The sequence below is a fragment of the Extibacter sp. GGCC_0201 genome (genome assembly GCF_017566055.1).
GTDB lineage: Bacteria > Bacillota > Clostridia > Lachnospirales > Lachnospiraceae > Extibacter.
The window spans coordinates 45,048-65,070 of record NZ_JABFCH010000025.1 but is presented as its reverse complement, the minus strand read 5'-3'; the positions used below and the strand labels follow the sequence as shown (position 1 = coordinate 65,070).

The window sequence follows — 20,023 nt, the reverse complement described above, 5'->3', positions numbered from 1 at the left end:
ATCCCAACCGGAGAGGTCGCCGAGCGTGGTGATGGAGGAGCAGCCGCTGAACATAGAGGATGCATCGGTCACCTTGGAGACATCCCAACCGGAGAGGTCGCCGAGCGTGGTGATGGATGAGCAGAAGTCGAACATATAGGATGCATCGGTCACCTTGGAAATATCCAGTTTACTTAAATCACAAGACGTCATGTTCTTGCAGCAGTAGAACCAATATGCAGTGCTTTTAGGTCGAATGCCGTCATCGACGACAGTAGCCGTTGTGATGTTGTCTCTGCTGGCTCTCCACGGTTGAGTATTCCAATTGTAAGTTTTCGTCTCGAGCCCCGTGTAAACAGCCGTAACCGTCTTGCCTTCGAACTGCTCGCCAGCAGAGGGCACACTTGTACGTTTGTAGAAATTAAGACTGTTATCGTCAGCAGAGTAGACAGCAAATGCGGTTTTTTGTGGTGTGACGTTATCTGTAGGAGTAGTTTTTACATTCTTTGTTGCAGAGCCGTTTTTATAGAATGCTTTACAAAGGATTTTCTTACCAACCTCATTGGCAGTAACGGTATAAGTATGAGCGGTTGCATTAGCAATGGCCGTTTCGTTACTTGAATCATCTACCGTATACCATTGATAGCCAGTAATCTCCTCTTCAGAGAGATTATTTACGGTAGCCGTTAAAGTCTCACCGACTTCTGCGTTGCCTGAAATAGTAATCCCTGGCACTAAATCCTTACTTGCGTAATACGTCATGGCTTTGTTGGACGGGATGTCGGCAGGCGCATAGCCGTTGCCGTCGGTGTCGTACCACTTGCCGTCGGCCCCTGCCACGTGGCCCGTCTGGTCGGGCAGGAACGGACTTGTCCCGACGAATTTGAATTTGCTTCCCAGCGAGACCTCGTTCAACGAGTCCATCATGAAGAATACGTCCTTCATGGAAGTTACGGCCGAGTTGTCCCAGGTCGACAGGTCGAGTGAGGAGAGCGCCTTGTCCTCGGAGAAGACGAGGTCCATGTTCGTTACCTTAGAGACGTCCCACCCGGAGACGTTCAGCTTTGTGAGCGACGTGCAGTTTTGGAAAGCCTGGTTCATGTCCGTAAGGCTACGCGTGTCCCAAGCCGAGAGGTCGAGCGTGGTAAGGGAGGTGCAGTTGGTGAACATGCAGCCTATCGTCTTGCATTTCGACATGTCGAGCTTCGAGACGTCCGCCGTCTTCATGTTGCGAAGCTCCGCGAACCAAAATCCCGTGTCGGTCGGCGAGATGCCCTCGTCGTAGACTATCGCGGTCTTGATGTCTTTACTGTAGTTGAGCATCCATCCGGGTGCCGAGGTCATGTTCTCAAGGCCGGTGTAAACGGCGGTCGCCCTCTTTCCGAGGTACATCGTGCCCTGCTTCGGCACTTCCGCCCGCTTATAGAAGCTCAGCGAGCCGTCGTCGGCAGAGTACACAGCGAAAGCCAGGATCTTCTTCACAGCCCCGGTAGCCCCGCAGATCGTGCCCTGGCAGATGTCGTCGGTGGAGCTCACCTTGCAGACGAGCTCGTACCCGGCATCGTTGTCGGTTGCGGTGTAGGTGGAACCCGTAGCTCCGTCGATGGAGGTCTCGACGCCGTCCTTCACCTTGACCCACTGGTAAGTGAGCTTGTCATCGGGCACATTGGCACCGGTTACGGTTGCCGTGATCGTGTCCCCGACGGTGGGATCGGTGTTGTCGAGCGAGACGGTGCCCTTCAAATCGCCGTCCGTATAGGTATACGTCAAGTTGCCCGCATAGTAGGGCTCCTCACCCAGCTGCGCCGCGATCTCATCTGACACCGGTCCCGCAGACCTCCAGGTGGCAGTGATGCTCTGACCCACCTCGATGCGCTTTCCCACGGCATCGCAGGTCCAGCCCAGCCCATCGGGGGAAGAGCACCCCATGATGTAGGCAGCGCATGTGCCGTCGTTGGTCACGGTGGCATTGGGGATGGTGACGTTTCCCTCACTGTCCACCAGCACATGCACCTCGGAAGCCACCGTGAGATGGCTGTCCGTGGTATCCGCATAAGCCTTGGAAGGCTCGATTGCCCAGCAAGCGAAGGCAGCCACAGCGAGGAAAACCGTCGCAACCGCGATGGACAGGTTCTTCTTGAGTGTCTTGGATGCGCTTATCATCGTGCGTCCTCCTTGCCCTCACGGCGCTTCTTGGCTGCAACTCCGGCAGCCCCCGCAGCAACGACTGCGATGCCTGCAATCCCGGCAATCGGAAGCGAGTCCCCGGTCTTCACCGCATTGGAGACCGCCTCAGCCACGGAATCCGCAATCCCGTTGCCCTTCACAGTCACATAGAAGTCCTGATGGGCGGTGTTGCTGTACATATCGGATGCAACGAGCCGGTAGATGTACTCGCCGACCTTCATGTTCTTCAGGTCGAGCGAGGTTCCATGAGCTTCCTCAACGAGGTCCCAATGCTTCCCGCCGTCCGAGGAGACGTACCAACGGTACGTGACGTCCCCGAACCCGCCGGTGATGTCCCCGCTGAGCGTGAGTTCCTCACCCTCGTTGATGGTGAACCTTTGGTCTGCGCCTGCATTGAAAGGATTGTCCACAGCCCTCAGGCTGAGTACGGTCGAGCCTTGCGTGTCAGCCATGGCAGTGCCGGGAACGAGCGCTAAAGAGCCCCCGGACACAGCGATAGCCGCTGCAAGTGCAAACGGCATGGTCTTCTTGAAAGCTATGTTCATAGCCAATCCCTTCAATGCAGGCAATGGGAGCGCAGTGCTCCCATTGCTGGAAATCGGTTGTTGTCGATCCTACTTCGTGTTGCCGGCTGCGAAAGTCCAGTCGATCTGGGCGAACTGCTGGTTTGCGGCGAGGTCTTTGGTGATGTTGGACAGCTTGCCGACGGTTGCCAGGTTGATGTCAGCGCCAGTTGCGCCTACCTTTGCCATGTTCCAGTCGGTGCCGGAGGTGATTGCCATGCCGGAGAGGGTGTCGGCGAGGTTGACGGCGGTGCCTGCGCCGGGAGTGATGGTGACGCTTGCGGAGTCGTTCGCCTTGGCGGTGGACTCAAGCGCGAAGCTGTTCTTGGCAGTGGTCTGGATCTTGGAAACGTGGATGCCGAAGGCAGATCCGTTCTTGATCTGGGTTGCAGCAGCGGAAGGGCCGGTCATCGTGCCGTCTGCCTGCACGATCATGTTGATCTGGGTGGGGGCGGCGACAATCAGCTTGTCAGTGTCAGCCTGCAGCCAAACGGCAGTGGAAGCGGTGTTGCCGGAACCGTCGGACATCTGACCAGCGACGGTGGAAGGGCTCAGTGCGAAAGCATCGGCAGGGTTTGCTGCCACTGCGGCTGCACCGCCGGCGATGAGACCGGCTGCGATGAGGGCGGATGCTGCGTAGCGTGCTGCGCCCTGCTTGATGGATTGTGCGATAGTCATGATGATTCTCCTTTACTTGACTACCAGTGTTGACTGAGCAGCGACAGTTCCGCCGGCTGCGTTATGGCTCTCAGCATCGTACCCCTGAGCAGTGGCGATGATGCTGTAGGTCCCTGGTTCGAGGTGCTGGGAGAGCTTGGGCGATTCGATTCCGTTACCGGGCTTGATGATCTCCGACTGATAGATCTCGGTGCCGTCTTCCAAGGTCACGGTATACGAGATGTCGCGGCTGTTCTCCTCGCGGTTGTCGAGCAATTCACTCATTTCCTGAATTAATTTCTATCTCTCTGCCGAGATTGCAACCTGACAAAGCCTCTTGCTATAATGGATCCATACCGCCGTCGGGGCGGGAATATACGCTTGCGGAGATCCGAGAGCCCGATCGAAAAAACGACCGGGCGGGTCGCAGAAACAAGAAGACCTGGCAGATTTTGCAGTTCTTTGAAATAGGAATGCCCAGATCAAACGGCATATCCACACCTACAGGTTTGAGAACCGCCCGATCTGCCATGGTTGCTGAACCGGAATGGCAGTTTGCCAGCCTTGGCCAGCGTTTGAGAACCGCCCGATCTGCCATGGTTGCTGAACAGCACCAGGGGATATCTGTCTTTGAGTAGCGCTTTGAAAGCACCTCAAACGCCATGGTCGCTGAACGAAGGTGATGGTGTTTCGATGAGCCTATGCTAAGATATACATATACCGTGATCAGAACGGGAATCTACGCCTATGGAGAGCTTGACAAAACGGAACACCTAAAGCTCGCTGAATCAGGAAGACTTAACAGGTTGCTGAACTGAAGATAGGCTATTTCATCAAGCATCTGTGTTGAGGTCGCTGAGCACTACCAGCATTGCTTGAGTATCGAAAGCAAAAAAGCCGGGGGCTTTCGCCTCCGGCTTTTCTATGCACCGATACTCCCTGTTCCCTATTTTGTAGCGCCGCAGCCCGAGCATCGGTATCCGGTAGTAACCGTTTCGTCGTAAGCCGCAGACACCAGCACACGTTCCGTGTAAGCTTCCTTGACCACCTTGTACTCATAGTGGTACTTGCTGTGCCCTGAGGCGTTCCTATGCTGCGCGAAGTTGCCGGTGATGTCCTGGTTGCAGCTGTTGCATATGCAGCGCCTTTCCTTAACTGCCGCGTGGTTTACGGTTCGGTACACCGCATCGTGATGCTTTGTGGCCGTGACCGCCACCCAATTATGCTGGTGAGACTGAGCGGCAGACGATCCGCTTTGCGTTGCAGTAGAAGAGCCGGAGTCGTTACTGGTGTTGGCAGCGGCGGCATCAGTCGGTTGACCGTCCGTTTGCTGCTGGTCTGCAGCCGTATCTTGGTTCTCCGTCTGCTCTTCCGAGCCACTGTCCGCCTTGTCCAGGTTGACCGAAAGTTCCATGTCCTGCCCATCGCCTGCCACCTCGAATGTCATGTCGAAGAGCGGAGTGAGGTAGGTTGAGCCGTCCTGGTTCGACGGAACCGACATCACATGGACCCGGTACTTCCCAGGCTCCAGCACGCCGATTTCGGTTCTCTCGTTGCATTTCGCATTGACCGCCTTGGCGGTATCGTCTCCATCCTCGCCTTTGAGGATGGATATGCTGACAGGCGAGGTGTTGCCGTCTGCCCCGTCGGCGTAAACGGTGAGGTACACCATGGAAGCCTGTTTGGCAGCCTCCTCGTCTTCCTGGGTGATGCCCGGTTCCTCATCCTGCGCATCCCCCTGATGGGAAAGCGCAAAGGCGGCCCCGCCGCCGATGATGAGCAGCCCCGCCAACACTGCAATCACGATGGCAACGATCCTGCCAGGCGAGATGCCCCCGTCGGCATCATCGTAGTAATCATGCCCGTAGCCCGAATCCCAAGCAGTAGCCGGTATCCCTGGTGCCGGCGCTTGCTCGTCGACCTCGTTCCACCAAGGCGATTTCTCCTGCTCCTCAGCCTTCTTAGGAGGCTCGAAGCTGTCGTACTCATTGCCCATATCCGACACCTCCGCTTAACCGCCAAGAATATCGCGAGCCCAGGACCCGGACTTCACCATACCGAGGATGGCGAGGATCGGGATGGCAAGCGACTTGATGAGAACACTGGCATCCAGCCCACTCTCTCCAAGGAGGGCGCCGGATCCTACAAGCTGCTTGTAGAGAATCGGGAAGATCGCGATAAGGAACGCGAGGATGGCGCCGGCAAGACATACCGACGCGAAAACCTTTATGTAGTTGATGCCCATATTGCGGGTCTCCTCGAAACCGAGTAACGCAAACGGGATGGGAGAGAAGACGGCCATGACGTAGAGCTGAAGGGCTCGTGCAGCTGCCATGACGTAGGCAACGACAGCTGCGAGCATCGAAGTGCAGAAGATGAACAATGCGGTGATCGCGCAGAGCAGCATTACCGCAACGTCGGCATTGTCGGTGTTGCCGAGCTTTATCTCTCCCTCCATCTTCTGTGAGCTGGTGATTCCCTTGGTGATGTCGTTAATCGCATCGTAGAGGCCTTGGCAGATCTGGGGACCGTGGTTGATCATGTAGGTGAACACAACGAAGAAGACCACGAGGATGAAGATCTCCTTGACGGTTGGAAGGGTTGCGTTGGCATCGACCTTCTGGGAGATCTTCACAAGCTGCACCAGGACCGCAGCTGCAAGGATGCTGTGACCAACGGGCACGACGAGCGTTTGATGCACTTTGTTGATCACACCCCACACGGCATCTTTGCTGGTGCCGGAGGAGAAGAGGGATCCGAAGCTTCCCGTTAGGAGGTTGTCCGTTCCAACTGCGGAGAGCATGGAGCTGCCCGAGTTCAGCATGGTCTCGATCCATGGCTTGAGGATGGTGTCCTTCAGCCAGTTGGTAACGTCGTCGATTCCGAACGCATAGGCATACTGCGGCAATGCCAGGGCTGCACATGAGATGAGCAGAAACATGACGAAGATTGTCTTTGCGTTCGGTCTGGTGAAGTATCTCGAAACAGTTTGCATGTTGTTGCCTCCTTTCTAGCGTATCGACTGAACGGTGAACGTCTTGGCAGAGCGGTCGTAGACCACCTGAACCTGTGCGGTCGTTGAATCGAACTGGAACGGGATGTTCACAGTACCGTTCTCCCAATCGATAGTGACGCTCTTTGTCCAGGTTATCGTTGCAGTGGCAGGAAGGTATTGAGCCGAGTAATCGCGAAGCGCCTGCTCAAGGCCTTCCTGATCGTTGTTGATGAGCTGCATCGCGTCTTGGTTCAAAGTGCTTATCTCGATGTTGGCATTCGATGAGACGGTCGAGTAGACTTGCCCGGATGCGGCGAGACCAGAGCTCTTGAGGAAATACTGAAAGTTGCCATCGCCGTCTTCTTCTCTGGTAAGGGTGAGGATGAAGCTGTCATCAGGCGTTTCTACGGCGATAGTGAAGACCTCTGATGTATAGTCGGTGTTCTGCTCTTTGCTTGTGTCGATGGCATCCACTACATAGCCTACGGTTTTCGAGCTGCCGTCATCGGTACGCTGCGTGAAAGTGGTCTGGTCGAAGGTGACAAGCTTTTGCTTGTCCTCTGTGCACCAAAGGTTTGCCTTCAGCACATCGAGTACCTGCTGTACATCATTGGAGTACTTTCCTTGTTTTGCTCTCTGCTCGTTTGTGAGTTGCGCTTCCGCCTCTGCCTGTTGGTCGTCTTGCTCCGATGAGGCTTGTTGCTCGGCGGCAGCTTTCTCAGACTGCACTTGAGAGAAGCGTGCGAATGAGAGCGAGGCAAAAACCAAAAGAGCGGCCAGCGCGATGGCGCACGGTGCCTTGTGGTCGGTTATGAAGTTTTTGACACTCGATAGATCCATTGCTTTTTCCTTTCTTTCTTAGCCGGTGTAGCGCACATACCACATGCCATCGTGCACGGCGCTGATCTTGACCACGTCTCCTCTGCGTGGCGCATGGATCATCTGCCCGTTGCCGATGTAAACGCCGGTATGGTGGCTGTTAAGGCAGAAGTCGCCTGGCTGTGGGTTCGACACACGGGTCCAGTCTGCCATCGTATAGGTAGTGCACCAGTGGTTGCCCATCTGCCCGGTGATGCAGTAGCCGACAAGTCCCGAGCAGTCGAAGGCGTTCGGTCCGGCAGCACCCCATCCATAAGGCTTGCCAAGCTGTGAGTACGCCCTTTTCACGATGTCATTGGCATCGACAGGACAAACAGCTCCGTTTCCACCGATCTCACCGGAAGTGATGGCCTCGTAGTATTCTTTCGCCTTGGATATTCTGTTGTTTATTCGCGGGAATCCAGCACGTTCCCAGCCATAACAGAACTGCTTGGTTGCTTCCTCGACGGTTGTTGCAGATTCAAAGCCTGATTTTGATCCGCTCACATAGGTTCCTGGCGCAGGAGACGGATTCTCGTATCCGCCAGAAACCTCATAGGAACCGCTCCAGTTCTCTTTGTTGTAGATATCCTCGTTCCAGAAGAAATCAAGCTGCGTGTTGAGGATCGTCCAATCGGCTACACCGCTTGCCCCGCCCATTCGGACACAGTAGGCATAGAGCTTGTCCCAACGGTCACCTGTCCACTGGCAGATGCCATGGCCCTTGCCGTTAGATTCGATCTTCTTCGGGTCCATCTCGCTTTCCGCATACATGTTGCCCATGATCGCGGCGATATGGACATCGTCCACCCCCTTTTCCCTGAAGAAGCTCACGACTTGGTTCTCAACTTCGTTAAGGGTAAGGTTTTGCTCCTGACCGCCGCCGATGATGGCGGCAAGAACCGCGATCACGATTACGATAGGGGCGATGATCGCGAGTATTGTGCCCAAGATACCGAGAATGCCGCCGATCATGCCGCCAATGGCGCCGACAAGGTTGCCAATTGCGGCAGTCGCCTTCTTGCCGATTTTCTGTGCGGCTTTGTGCGCTGCCTGCGCTCTGTGCTGGTTGAGAGAGGACTGCATCTGGCGCATAGCATCGGCAGGTTTTTTTTTCTGATAGCGCTTCTCCGCTAAGCCTCCAATTTTGTCGGAGGCCTTCCTGACAACCTCTTTTCCGGCTTGTTTACCGATTTCGGCACCGGCTTTTCCACCATTCTTGACGACTTTTTTGCCCTTGTTAAGGCTTTTCTTGGCGAACTTGGTTGCCTCGTCGGTGATCTTCTTTCCAGCAGTCTCGTCAACGTCGCCGTCCATTTCGTAGCCTGCCTGTGCTGCGTCTTTGGCAATCTTCTTCATACGGGATTGCTTCAATGCAACTTTGGTGTTGCCGACGGTGTTACCGTCCTTGTCGTAAATGACGCCGCTGGTGGAGTGGTATTTAGTATCCACCACCTTCCCGTTGACCGTCTTATGCTCAACAGAAGCGATGGTGCCGTTCTTCATTTCCTCCTGAAGGGGGCTGCCCTTCAGGGTCATGCCCGACTTGTCAGCCGAGCCGACGATGTGCGAGTTCACGGCATCGGTCGCCTGTGTGCTGGTGAGAGCCTGCACTGTCTGCGTGGCATCCGTGGCGGATGTTACGAAATCGTCTACCTTCAAGAGCTTATCCCCCTTTCAAGAAAGCTGGTGGCTGCGTCTACTCGCCGAACATCTTCTCGCGGGCCTTGCGCTCTGCGATGTCGTTCGGGTTGGTGCTGAACAGGTCGTAGAGCTTATTCCCCTTGGGGAACTTGCCCCTAATCGGCACACGTGCGGGGCCTGCGATCAAAAGGCCGTTGCCTGGCTCGCAGGACTCGTCGATGAACTCCTCCTCTTGATCGGAGAGGTTCAAGAGGCGGATCCATTCCTTGCGGTCGAGCGCCGACTGCTTCAGCAGCATCAGGAAGTCGGCGTTCGTCACGATGTTCCGTGCTGCCTCGTTCGCGAGCATGGCGCTTGCGTTCTGAGTGATGCCCGTGAGCAGCATGCCGAACTTGCGGCCCTCGTTGGCGAAGCGCGAGAAGTAGCGAAGCACCGTCGGGTAGGCGAACATCGACTGCATCTCCTCAACGTAGAGCCAGGTGCGCACGTTGCGGTCTGCATTCTGGTACATGCGGTTGCGAACGGCCTCGCACACGTTGATGAGCGCGAACACCAGCATGTTGTCCGGCAGCTCCTTCAGGTTGAAGTCGATGATCCTGTTGTCGAAGTCCACATTGGAGTGATGGTTGAAGAACGACATGGAGCCCTTGACGAAGCGCTCGTAACGAAGCGCGATGATCTGCGCATCAGGTTCCGGCTGCTTCTTCAAGATGTCGTAGAAATCCTGCAGAAGCGGAGGCTGCCCGTCGCCGCGCAGCTCTGCCTGCCTGAAGGCTTCCTCAACGCAGCGCTGGATGATGGACTGCTCAGCCTCGGAGAGGTTGTTGCCAGCTTCGGCTGCAGAGGCGCCTGCCTGCGCCAGAACAGCATCGACCTTGAAGGCAACCTGCTCGATCTTCGACATATGGTCGTTCGTGGTGGTGTCCAACGGGTTCAGGTACGTGCCGGAGTTCACGGCGAAATCGAACACGTTCCCGCCGTAGCGGCGCACGATCTCGGTGTACTCGCCGGCACGGTCGATAACGAAGATCTCGTCGGTCGGGTTCTTCAGAATTGTGCCCGTCATCTCCTGTTTTACAAACATTCCCTTCCCCGAACCCGTCTTACCGCAGACAAAAGCAACAGGGCTGGTGAGCTTCTTGCGGTCGCATAGCACGAGGTTCGAGGACTGCTGGTTCTGCCCGTAGTACGTGCCGCCCTCATCGTTCAATTCCTGCGTTGCGAAGGGCATGAGAATCGCGGTTTGCGCGGTCGTAAACCTGCGCGACTGGTTGATGTGGTTGTGGCCGAGCGGCAAGATCGAGTTAAGTCCCTCCGGTTGGCGGAAGTCGAGCAGATCGACCTCCATGGAATGCTGGCGAGCGGTCGAGATGATCTTCAGGGCTTGGTTGTCCAGTTCCTCCTTTGTGGAGGCATAGGTGTAGAAGAGCCCCGTGAAGATGTACATGCGCTGGTTCTTGTTCTGCAGATGGTCGAGCATGTCCTCGGTCTCTTCCTTGGAGTACTTCAGCTCGTAGGGCAGGATCGAGTAATCGTATCCCTTGTTCACGGCAGAACGTTGCTCATCGATGATCTCCTTGTCGATCCAGGCAGAGCGCTGGCGAACGTAGGCGATGGCCTTAGCCTTGTCGATAGGCTGCGCAAACCAGGTCGCGTTAAGCGGAATCGGGAGCGAAACGATGTCGGAAAGCGCACGGTCTGACAGCTCAGAGCCGAAGTGCTTCATCGAGAGAACCTGGCACCACATGCCGTCTGATTTGAAGCAATCGGTGTAGCCTTCCGGCTTGAAGTCAAGGCAGCCGGGGGCGATGGCATCTTTGGTGGTCATCCCTGAATGGATGCCGACGTCCTTTTGGTAATCGAAAAGGAAGGGCTTCATGGGGTTCAGCTGCGAGCTGATGACCTTCAAGCGTTCCGTTCCGTTGAGTACCCTCGAAGAGGAGTTGACTGTAGACAAGATTCGCTGGGTCTCGGTTTCGATGCGGGCAAGCTTCGGCATCGCTTCCTCCACATTGTCGGCAAGGACCGAAAACGTTATGTAGCGGTCGCGCCTGATGTTGGATACGCCTTGGCGAAGCTTCTGGTTCAAGATCTCGTTGAACAGCGCTGCATCTTCAGATGCGTTTGCAGAGTCCTGCTTCATAGGATCGAAGAACTGACGGCTGCCGATCTCAGAAGAGGGGATCGGCGTGTTGATGACGCTCATCTGAACCAAGGTATCGGCACCGAACTGGTCGTAAAGACGGCACATGGATGAGAAGATGCCCTTCTGGATGTCATCGCGTGTGCTCTGGTAGGAAGTATCCTCGAATGCGATAGTTTCCGAGAACAGCCCCTCCTCAACCTCGCAAACGCCGTCGACGTACATTGAGTTGTAGCCTATGTAGTGGAGAACGTCTTTTGCGCTTGACCTTTTCTTGCGTGCAGCCTTGGTTATGGAAGAGAGCTCTTTGTCTCGGTTCTTCAGCTGAGCCTTGATCGAGCTGCGCTTCTTTTTGATTGCCTTGTCGCGTTGCTGCGCCTCGCGCCTCTTGCGCTGCAGCTCGCGTTGGGCGGCCTTCTTCTCGCTGCGGCTCAAGCGCGTTGATTTCGGGGCCTTCCCCTTGAAGGATTTCGTTGCCGTGCCGGCGATGTCGCTCAAAGCTTGCGCATCGAGAGCCCCGAACTGCTGATTAGGCATGTCCGGGTGCTCGACAGGATGAGGGTTGTGCCCTGTGGAAAATGCGCTTGAGCCGTAGTCGACATCGTAGTTCTCGGCTTCGGCAAAGTTGGGGGAAGCGTAGCGCTGCTCTTTTCGTGGGGCGGTCGGATCCCAGTACTCGTCGTCAGGTGAAAACGAGCTATAGGACCCGTCCTGCCTTTGGGCTGTAGGCTTCGATTCCCGGTAGGTTTGCGAGCTTTCGTAGTTCTTTGTCATAGATTTTCCCTTCTTTTCTTTGGTCGCATCGCTCATCGAAGCCTGCAAGCTTGAAGGATGGACTGTAGAGGATGTGCTTGGTGGTGAAGTTGTACTCAAGCCAGTACTTTGCGAATACCTCGAACTTCAAGCCCTGCGGACGCATGAATCCGCATAGCCAGAAAGGAATGGAGATCGCATAGATCAATACCATGAAGTCGGAGGTTTGAAGGCCGAGGACAAAGGTTATGTAGGCAGCAGTGAGCAGGGATATGCCCACTGCACCGACGATGCATACTAGGGTGCGGATGGGTAGCTTGCCGATGATCTTCGGTTGGTATTCGCCAACATCCTTGTGTATGGCAACGGATAGCAAGGTTGCTCAGCTCCTTTCGTGTTGATTATGGGAAAAAGCACAGTCCCCTCATGCGGCCCTTGGCGGCATGAGGGGACTGCAACAGCGCTTCTAGCCAGCCCAGGAAGTATCGATGGAGCCGAAGTAAGTGCCTGCAGCGATGACGATGCCGCCGCCAACGATCATTGCGATTGCGCCGGCGAGCTGTCCACCGCCTCCTTGCATGCCATCCTTGATGGTGAGTCCCAAGTTCACAAGGCCCATGACCAGAAGGACAGCGCCAAGGAACTGCACACCAGATGACAGCAGGGAAGTTACGTTGCCGAGATTCATATGCTCAATTCTCCTTTCTGATGAGAAACAACGTCATAACGTTGGAAATGTCTTGTTAGGTTGCATGAACCATCCTCGCAACAGCGAAGATGCAACCGCCTGCAACTATCATTGCGACGGCGCCAGACAATTGGCCGCCGCCACCGGTTGTGCCGTCTTTGAGGGTGAGTCCAACGTTCACGAGGCCGAGCACCATAAGTGCCTGGCCGATGAACTGGACAGCGCTCGACAGCAGGTTGAGAAGTCCAGTCAATGTCGGTTAAGCCTCCTTTCGCAAAGCAGTGGGAGAGGAGCCGTTCTTCTGATTCTCAAGGTATTTCTTGAAATCGAACGGTTTGTCATGCAAGCATTTCTTGTTGCTACCAGGATCGAGGTAAATGTAGTTCTGATGAGACTCAACAGGATATTTCTCGTCCTTGAGCGGATTGGTGCCGGCGATCAGGAGGATCGCATCTTTGCGGCTCATCTTGCCGATCTCAGCGGGATCGATGAGCTTGCGGCCTTGGATCTGCATGTTCTTCGAACCGGAAGGAGACTGCCCGTGTGACTCGCCGAACGTGGTCTGATGGATGGTCTCGTCGCCAATCATCTCGGCAATTTCCTTGTTCGTTGAGTTTGATTTTCCGCCCAGGAATAGCGTTGTGTCGCAACAGTCGATGATCGTTTTGGCATCCTTGTCGTATCGAGCATCGAGCTGTGCCATGGATTGCAAGATGATGGAGATGGCGATGTTGCGCGAACGGGTTACGGCAATCGTCTGCTCAATATCGGGCAGTTTGCCGATATTGGCGAACTCATCGAAGATGAAGTTCACCATTCGTGGCAACTTGCCGTTGTACTTGATGTTCGCGCGGCGGCAAAGGATGTCGATCGCCTGCCACATCATGATTGCATGCAAGAAGGAGAAGGTCTTGTCCGTATCCGATAAGATAGCGAAGATAACCATCTTCGAATCTTCATCGCCAAGCTTGTCCAGCTCCATCTCATCGTATCTCAGAAGCTCGCGCACTTCGCTGATCTCACAGCTTTCCAAGCGCACGTTGCAGGAGATGAGGATTGATTTCAACGTCTTGCCAGCAGCAGTCTTGAATTTCTTGTAGTTTGCAAGGGCAAAATCCTCGTTCGCGGAGAGCCCGCCGCGTTCAGATGGGCGCACACCATCGACCCTCTTCATCATTGAGGACTGATAGGTGTACTCTGGCTCATCGACATCGGCCTCATTCTGCAAGCCGATGACATCGCGCTGCAGAACGGCGTTCCTTGCAGCTTGCTGTTGCTTTTGGCGTTTCTTGGCATAGTAGGCAGGATTCTTGCGATATGCTTTGCCCGTTTCAATTTCCTTGAACAGCATGTCAAGTGGTGATTCGAACTTCTCATCGTTCTCGCTTGCCTCTGCAAGCGACAGCAACGTGAGTAAACCATCGATGGAGTAGTCCTTCTTCGGGAACCAATCCCTCAAAAGCGCGATGAGCGCTGTGTAGAGAAGACGTTCCGAGTTCTCCCAGAATGCGTCGCCACCGGATTTCTTCGGATCTGTGGTATTCATGATGAAGCAGTTCACGAACGAGAGGATGTCGGCATCGGTCTTCACATAGGCAAGCGGGTTGTAATGTTGTGATTTGGTGAAGTCGATGGTGTTGAAGGATTTCACCTTGTAGCCGTTGTCCGTGAACAGATAGCCGGACTCGCCGATCAAGGTTCCCTTCGGGTCCGTCACGAAGTAGTTGGCGTTGAGCTGCATAAGGTTCGGCTTCACGTAGTTGCGCGTTTTGCCGGAGCCGGAACCGCCGACAACCATCACGTTAAAGTTGCGGTCTGTCTCAAGATCGAATTTTTTCCTCTTGATTGCCAGACCGTACTTCTTGGTGAAGATGAGGTTGTTCGATGAGTTGGTCTGATCCTTGAATGCCAAGCCCTGCTTCTCGCTTCCCCATTGGGCGGATCCGGATTCCTCACCGGTACGGTAGTTGCCAACGAACACAACGTAGCGCAGCCAGACAAGCCAAACGATGGCGCACAGTATGAAACCGTAAAGCAACGGCATCATATTGAGATCGAGATAAAGCGGTTTTGCGATGAGAGCCTGAAGGCCGCGCATTACCTGGTTCCCCAGCTGCATGTCGAGCCCGAAGACGATATATGCGCCGATTCGGTCACCGAGATAGAAGGCGACAACGGACAAGATCGCCGTTCCAAGGGCTGAGGAGCGTATGCGCTCCTGCATTCTGTTCTGTGCCAATGGGGAACCTCCTTGCTTTTACCGTGTGATGAGCTGCTGGCTGGGGATTTCCTTGTCCCCGATTTCTCCAAGATCGCGCTCGCGTGACAGGCGATCGGATCGATCACGAGATTCACGCGATTTTTCTTCATAGGCTGTTTCTTTGGAACGGAGCCCAAGCTTCTCATCAGAGTACTTCGCATCGAGGTTCTTGAGGTTGATCCTATGGTGTGGGTTGAGCGGATCGTAGAGCTGGTAGCCGCCGCCCTTGGCAACATCGACGCCGATGCCGCGCTCTGCGATCTGGTCGCAGAACTGTCCGATGTTGAGGTTGTCGGGCAGGTTGTTCACCTCGTCCTTCATCCAATCCTTCCAAAGCCCCTCTACCTGTCGGGTGCGCCCATCAGGATCCATCCCGTCCCAAGACTTGTAAGCCTGCGGGTTGAACGGCTCTTCCAAGCCGACCTGCTGGCGGGTAAGGCCTTCCTTGCTGAGAACACGGTCAAGCGCCCTGTCGGCAGCCTCACGCTCAACGGCAGTTGCGCCATGCTCGCGCATGTTCAGGATCTTCTCGATCTTGCGCTGGTTGGGGGTTACCACATCGTTAACTTCTCCGAAGGTCGGCTCATCCCCGAGCTTTACAAGCTCAGTCGATGGGATGGCGCCTTCCTTTCCCATGTCTTTGGCAAAGTCAACATAATCCTTGTCGGCAGGCTCCTTGCGGATGTTCTCAAGGGTCTGGTCATGGGAAGGAGAGTACTTTGCCCGCTCAATCTCGGCCAAGCGATCCTGCATTGCTTGCTGGAACCGCTCGTGGTCTTCAGGCTTGATTTTCAGGTAATGCTGAACGTTTACCTTAGACCCGCTTTTCTCGAACTCGATGCCCTCTTGCTTCATGACGTCCATGGCAAGGGCACGTTCCCTAAGGGAGTCGAACGGAAGGTCGATAGACTCTACTTTGCCTTCCTTGTTGTACTGAGGCTCGAAGTTCTTCGAGCCGTTGAGCATCTTGCGAAGCATGATGCGCACCATTTCATCGAACGGCATCCTTGCCATTCGAGTGATGTTGTCGAGAACGTCTTTGCCAGCCTCATCGCCGAAATCAGCCATGTTGCATCATCCTTTCGTTAGGTTCAGGCGAAGTGCCGCGCATATCGCGCACGTCCATCCTGAACGGTATCCCCTGCTCGCGTACGACCGCTTGCAGGAAGAGCTTCACGGCGGCGTTGGTGGAAAGCCCGAGGATCTTGAATATCTCCTCAGCGCTTTCCTTGAGCTCTTTGTCGCAGCTGATGCTTATCCGAGCTATCTCTGCCAACTCAAGGCCGCCTTTCAATAATGCTGAACGTGTTTGTGTAACATGCATAACTCTTGCGCATGATGACGCACATCAAGGCATGCTAGCACCTGTTCCCCAACAACTACGCTCAGAACGGGGAATTTGCAAGGAAACGCACACTTAACGTGCGATTCCTTGGCTTTCATCCTGCCTGATCTGGTTGATCTGGCGATCATCCTCAAGATCCTCCAAGAACGCCTCGCGGACGTTTTCAGCCACTTCGTTGCGGAACCCGTAGCCACATGTCTCCACAACAGCCGTATGAGGATCGACATCCATTCCATCATGCGATCCGAACGGATCGCGGGATGCTTCCTGGGCACGGGCTGCATCGCGCAGCTCCTTTGCCCAGACTGCCACCCGATCGTTTTCCCTTGACATGGCATGCCTCCCTTCCTATTAAATGTGTGTCCGGTTAGATAGCTTCCCCGCCATGCGAGATGTCCCTCGAAACCGCATCGCGCGATGAGCCTCGGGCGCTTTCGCGAAGCTCATCGACCATATCCGACAGCCCGATCTGCCCGTTGTCGGCCTCAAGCACGCCAGGCCGCAGGTACGCATCGCGCCCCTCGGATGCAGCCAGGTTCTTGCCGCTTGCCTTGTCGAGATAGCGCTCCTGCTCGTGCACGATTTCGCCAAGGCGTTCGTTGCCTTTGGCGGTCATCTCCTCATGGAAATCACCCATTGTGCTGCGGTTCAGTATCCAGGAGACGTTGGCATCGGTTGCCGGGTACTCCTTGTTGCCCAAGGCTGTGGCGATGTCGCCGCGCTGCCACCGCACGCAGGCATCCTCGATGATCTCGGGGTTGGCTTCCTCGAACGCATGCCCAAGGTCGGTGTGATACGACCCGTGCGACCACTCGCCAGCAGCCTTGTCGTAGCCGTAAGCCACAACGAATGGCTCGTAGTTGTTCTGAGGGCGGAAGAGAAGCGCTGTGTCCCCGAACTCTTTCAGCACGATGTTGCCCTTTAGGTCGATTGCGTTTAAAGCTGCTTGCCTATCATCATCAACCATAGAGAATCACTCCTTTCACGTTTCCTAGATTCTACCAGCAACTCTGGTAAACCTTTCCACTTTTTCAGTTATTCACCGTTTGCGGCAAGATAGTCCTCCTCAGCCTTTTTCGCTGCTTCCCAGCGCTCGTGGTAGCCCTCGGCAGTGGACAGTCCCCCGACTTGCGCTACCTGCCAATCGGAGAAGAGGGACGTTGTGCGGTTGCAAAGGGCCTTGAACTCCGGATCGCTTTCCAAGAGCCGTTGCCTCTTTGCCTGTTTGTCGCGCTCGGCAGCATCGCCGCTGGATGCCTTTGCGCGTGGCCTGCCCGCATAGAACTTGAATCCCGATTCCTTGCGCAGCCAATCGTCGAGCTGCATGGCAAAGCGAGGGGTGCTGTTTGTTTCCTTGTACTCTTTCGAGTAGCAGTCGTACGCGGCGAGCACCTGCGCCGGCAGGTAGCCCTCGCGCAGCCTTTTCGCGAAGAGTTGCTGTGCCTGTGCCTCCCTTTTCGGGTTGGGCTCCTTGATGGACCTACGGCAGAGCTCATCGAAAGCCTTAGATTCTTTTAAGCTCAATGAAAAGTTCCTCAGCGAGCTTGCGAGCGTATCAATCGGTGCCTCGGCACCGCTCAGTGAGCGCAAGCGAGCGTCCTCATGGGTATCGCAACCCGAGTTATCCACAACGGTGGCATGAGCGGTCTCGGATAGATCTATTGATACTTTTCCCTTGTTACTTTTAACAATATTAAGCATGTCCTCATTTTGAGGACGAGGGTCGTCTTGATTTTGAGGACATGGGTAAGCCAAATCCTCATTTTGAGGACGTGGCTCCTGACCTGGGGTTTGTGGATAACCGTCAAGCACCGGTTTTCCACAAGAATCAAGGGCAGGAGAGTTATCCACAGCAGCGTTCGGCAGGTTGTTGACCTTGTGCATGCGCGCTTGCGTAGCGGCATCGATCAGCTTATGCACCTTGTCGCTTGGCTTCGGCTCAACAGGCAGATGGTAGACCGTCTGCCTGCCATGCCGTGTGTTTCTCACCTCAACGGTGATGAACCCCCATGCCTCAAGCTCGTCACGGTACTTGTAGAAGCGGTTCTTGCTGATGTTCGTTTCCTTCAGGATCGTCTGGGTCGATGGGAAGGCAACGCCGCCCTGGCCGGCGAACGAGGAGAAGTACGAGTAGAGCCCCTTTGCCTCGATGGACAGCTGCGGCAAGCGCGTGAGCACCTGCGGTGAGAACCCGTATCCACGTGAGAAGATGTTGTCGAACACCAGGATGTTCTCATCGAACTGATCAGCTTGCAGCCCATCATTGTGCTTCGGCACGCTTTGATTTACTTGCTGGTTAGACATGCTCCCACCCCCTGACGTTATGGGGATCGAGGCCGACCGAACGAAGCTCCGCCATGCAGTCGTGAACGGTCTGCGGAGTGAGGTCGCGGCTCAGCTTGCAGGTTTCCTCAACGGAATACGTTTTGCTCTTATCTTCCTGGCTGAGCATAACAAGGTAGAAGCTCTTGGCGCTGATGCTGATTGGCAGGTGCCAGAAATCCCTATGTATGGCAAGCTGCCCCTCGCCGTCGAAATCGAACGGCACGACAAGGGGGTGCTTGCGGTTCTGTGCGTTAACAGTTGGCATAAAAAAGCCACCATCCTTTCTCTTGTTGTTGTCAGGACAGTGGCGAATCGGTAAATCCGTTTGCCATCGCATGGCTTTTCGGATAATATTCCAATCGTGTTATCGGTGACGTTCACGGCTTCCAATCGTTAAGCGTCACTGTCCTGTGTGGCTTTTACGCCACCGTCCTTAGAGCCCCAGGTTTTCAAGACGCCAGGGGCTCTTTTTGTTTTCAATGATTTGCATTCTATGGCAACTGGCAAACCCCGACAACCCTTGAATTGCGGGCTGAGTTGGGCTTTTGGTTACCGGTTTGCGGTTACCTTTTTGGGAACATAGCGGGCTGAGTTGCCCTGATTTTTCAAATAACGTTTGATTTTTTTGAATAGTTATGGTAAGATAAACAGAGATTTCGAACGAAAGCTTTTACCTTAAAAATAGGTCGAGATGATGCGAGATTTGGTTACCTGAACGGTTACCCTTCGATTCGTGAGTGCAGAACGCCTCCATTTATCAATGATTTTCGAAGTCGTAGATGGTTCAAGTCCCATCTTCCGCAGTTAACCGGAATGCTGAGAAGCTTTAGAATAAAAGCTTCTCAGTATTTTTTTTGCCTGCTTATACGGAAGATGGGGCATAGATGGGGCTTTTGAAAATATAAAACATTAATTGTCGAAATCCGGGGAATATGATGGTAGAATAGCCTTATAAGAAGCTGTCGGAAGATGATGTCAGAAGACAGGATGACAGGAGGGAGGATAATACATATGCAAACGATTATATGCTCAAAATGTGGAAAAGAAGTGAGCGGCAATTCGATATACTGCTCGTATTGCGGCTGTCCGATAATCAGAGAGGCCGAATCTGGACAAGAGCAGAGGCCTGTCACGCACCGCATAAAACGGAACAATATGATATTGATGATAGGGATAATTGCAGCCGTTGTGCTGGGAATCGTGATTTTTGCCGTTCTTAAGCCCACCGGCAGCAAGGAATACTGCGAAGGGCTGAGATGGGGATCATCCGTCAAAACAGTAGAAAAGAAGTATCCGGATTGGACTTACGATGAGGACGGCAGTTATTTTGACCTGGTAGATTCATTGGACGGATATCATTCAGAAGGCGATATGATAGATATGAATTTCTGGTTCGATGAGAATGATAAGCTGGAGAAGATAGAAGCCAGCATTGTCAGTGAAGATATTGGAGATGCCATATTATATTATGTTGGCTACTTTAACAAAATCTATGCTGAAGATTATGAAGCGACCTACAACACGAGGTACAGGTGGTATGGGGATAAGACTAATATTTCCATGACTGCCACAGATGCCTTGCTGGTAATTACATATGAAGACGCTAAGTAAATAATGCAATCGGCA

At 54.4% G+C, this 20,023-nt stretch carries 20 protein-coding genes; 1 reads left to right on the top strand and 19 read right to left on the bottom strand.

Annotation, left to right across the window (positions count from 1 at the left end):
- The 19 genes from HJV72_RS15405 to HJV72_RS15315 all read right to left on the bottom strand — a co-directional run.
- Positions 1-2,142 (bottom strand): BspA family leucine-rich repeat surface protein (locus HJV72_RS15405; RefSeq protein WP_208072259.1); only part of this gene is annotated, 2,142 nt, incomplete at its 3' end.
- Complete coding sequence (locus HJV72_RS15400) at positions 2,139-2,711, bottom strand: PKD domain-containing protein (RefSeq protein ID WP_208072257.1); 573 nt, start codon at positions 2,709-2,711, stop codon at positions 2,139-2,141. The genes HJV72_RS15405 and HJV72_RS15400, both read right to left, overlap by 4 nt.
- Before the next feature lie 69 nt (positions 2,712-2,780).
- Positions 2,781-3,407: a hypothetical protein gene (locus tag HJV72_RS15395; RefSeq protein WP_208072255.1), complete on the bottom strand. Its 627-nt coding sequence runs from the start codon at positions 3,405-3,407 to the stop codon at positions 2,781-2,783.
- A 12-nt stretch (positions 3,408-3,419) separates the two neighbouring features.
- Complete coding sequence (locus HJV72_RS15390) at positions 3,420-3,671, bottom strand: hypothetical protein (protein ID WP_208072253.1); 252 nt, start codon at positions 3,669-3,671, stop codon at positions 3,420-3,422.
- 661 nt (positions 3,672-4,332) lie between these two features.
- Positions 4,333-5,382 (bottom strand): hypothetical protein, encoded by a 1,050-nt coding sequence (locus HJV72_RS15385; RefSeq protein ID WP_208072251.1) that lies wholly within the window; start codon positions 5,380-5,382, stop codon positions 4,333-4,335.
- 15 nt (positions 5,383-5,397) lie between these two features.
- Positions 5,398-6,381 (bottom strand): hypothetical protein, encoded by a 984-nt coding sequence (locus HJV72_RS15380; protein ID WP_208072249.1) that lies wholly within the window; start codon positions 6,379-6,381, stop codon positions 5,398-5,400.
- A 15-nt stretch (positions 6,382-6,396) separates the two neighbouring features.
- Positions 6,397-7,221, bottom strand: coding sequence for a hypothetical protein (locus HJV72_RS15375; protein ID WP_208072247.1), 825 nt, complete (start codon positions 7,219-7,221; stop codon positions 6,397-6,399).
- Between the two features lie 18 nt (positions 7,222-7,239).
- Positions 7,240-8,901, bottom strand: a complete 1,662-nt coding sequence (locus tag HJV72_RS20525) for a phage tail tip lysozyme (protein WP_330619009.1) — start codon at positions 8,899-8,901, stop codon at positions 7,240-7,242.
- A 37-nt stretch (positions 8,902-8,938) separates the two neighbouring features.
- Positions 8,939-11,800: a VirB4-like conjugal transfer ATPase, CD1110 family gene (locus tag HJV72_RS15365; protein WP_208072245.1), complete on the bottom strand. Its 2,862-nt coding sequence runs from the start codon at positions 11,798-11,800 to the stop codon at positions 8,939-8,941.
- Positions 11,724-12,155, bottom strand: coding sequence for a PrgI family protein (locus HJV72_RS15360; protein WP_208072244.1), 432 nt, complete (start codon positions 12,153-12,155; stop codon positions 11,724-11,726). Before HJV72_RS15360 ends, HJV72_RS15365 begins: the two co-directional genes overlap by 77 nt.
- A gap of 90 nt (positions 12,156-12,245) precedes the next feature.
- Complete coding sequence (locus tag HJV72_RS15355) at positions 12,246-12,467, bottom strand: hypothetical protein (protein WP_208072243.1); 222 nt, start codon at positions 12,465-12,467, stop codon at positions 12,246-12,248.
- A 55-nt stretch (positions 12,468-12,522) separates the two neighbouring features.
- Positions 12,523-12,720 (bottom strand): hypothetical protein, encoded by a 198-nt coding sequence (locus HJV72_RS15350; protein ID WP_208072242.1) that lies wholly within the window; start codon positions 12,718-12,720, stop codon positions 12,523-12,525.
- Between the two features lie 6 nt (positions 12,721-12,726).
- Entirely contained in the window at positions 12,727-14,706 is a 1,980-nt protein-coding gene (locus HJV72_RS15345) for a VirD4-like conjugal transfer protein, CD1115 family (RefSeq protein ID WP_208072241.1), read from the bottom strand.
- An 18-nt stretch (positions 14,707-14,724) separates the two neighbouring features.
- Positions 14,725-15,795, bottom strand: a complete 1,071-nt coding sequence (locus HJV72_RS15340; RefSeq protein ID WP_208072240.1) for a hypothetical protein — start codon at positions 15,793-15,795, stop codon at positions 14,725-14,727.
- Positions 15,788-16,003: a type II toxin-antitoxin system RelB/DinJ family antitoxin gene (locus tag HJV72_RS15335; protein ID WP_243765664.1), complete on the bottom strand. Its 216-nt coding sequence runs from the start codon at positions 16,001-16,003 to the stop codon at positions 15,788-15,790. Before HJV72_RS15335 ends, HJV72_RS15340 begins: the two co-directional genes overlap by 8 nt.
- A 141-nt stretch (positions 16,004-16,144) precedes the next feature.
- Complete coding sequence (locus tag HJV72_RS15330; protein WP_208072236.1) at positions 16,145-16,405, bottom strand: hypothetical protein; 261 nt, start codon at positions 16,403-16,405, stop codon at positions 16,145-16,147.
- A 34-nt stretch (positions 16,406-16,439) separates the two neighbouring features.
- Positions 16,440-17,039 (bottom strand): hypothetical protein, encoded by a 600-nt coding sequence (locus HJV72_RS15325; RefSeq protein ID WP_208072234.1) that lies wholly within the window; start codon positions 17,037-17,039, stop codon positions 16,440-16,442.
- 68 nt (positions 17,040-17,107) lie between these two features.
- Positions 17,108-18,376: a helix-turn-helix domain-containing protein gene (locus HJV72_RS15320; RefSeq protein ID WP_208072232.1), complete on the bottom strand. Its 1,269-nt coding sequence runs from the start codon at positions 18,374-18,376 to the stop codon at positions 17,108-17,110.
- Positions 18,369-18,662 carry a hypothetical protein gene (locus HJV72_RS15315; protein ID WP_208072230.1) on the bottom strand — a complete coding sequence of 98 codons (294 nt, stop codon included), beginning with the start codon at positions 18,660-18,662 and terminating at the stop codon, positions 18,369-18,371. Before HJV72_RS15315 ends, HJV72_RS15320 begins: the two co-directional genes overlap by 8 nt.
- A 746-nt stretch (positions 18,663-19,408) precedes the next feature.
- Here HJV72_RS15315 and HJV72_RS15310 point away from each other — a divergent pair.
- Positions 19,409-20,008: a zinc ribbon domain-containing protein gene (locus tag HJV72_RS15310; protein ID WP_208072228.1), complete on the top strand. Its 600-nt coding sequence runs from the start codon at positions 19,409-19,411 to the stop codon at positions 20,006-20,008.
- Positions 20,009-20,023 lie beyond the last annotated feature (15 nt).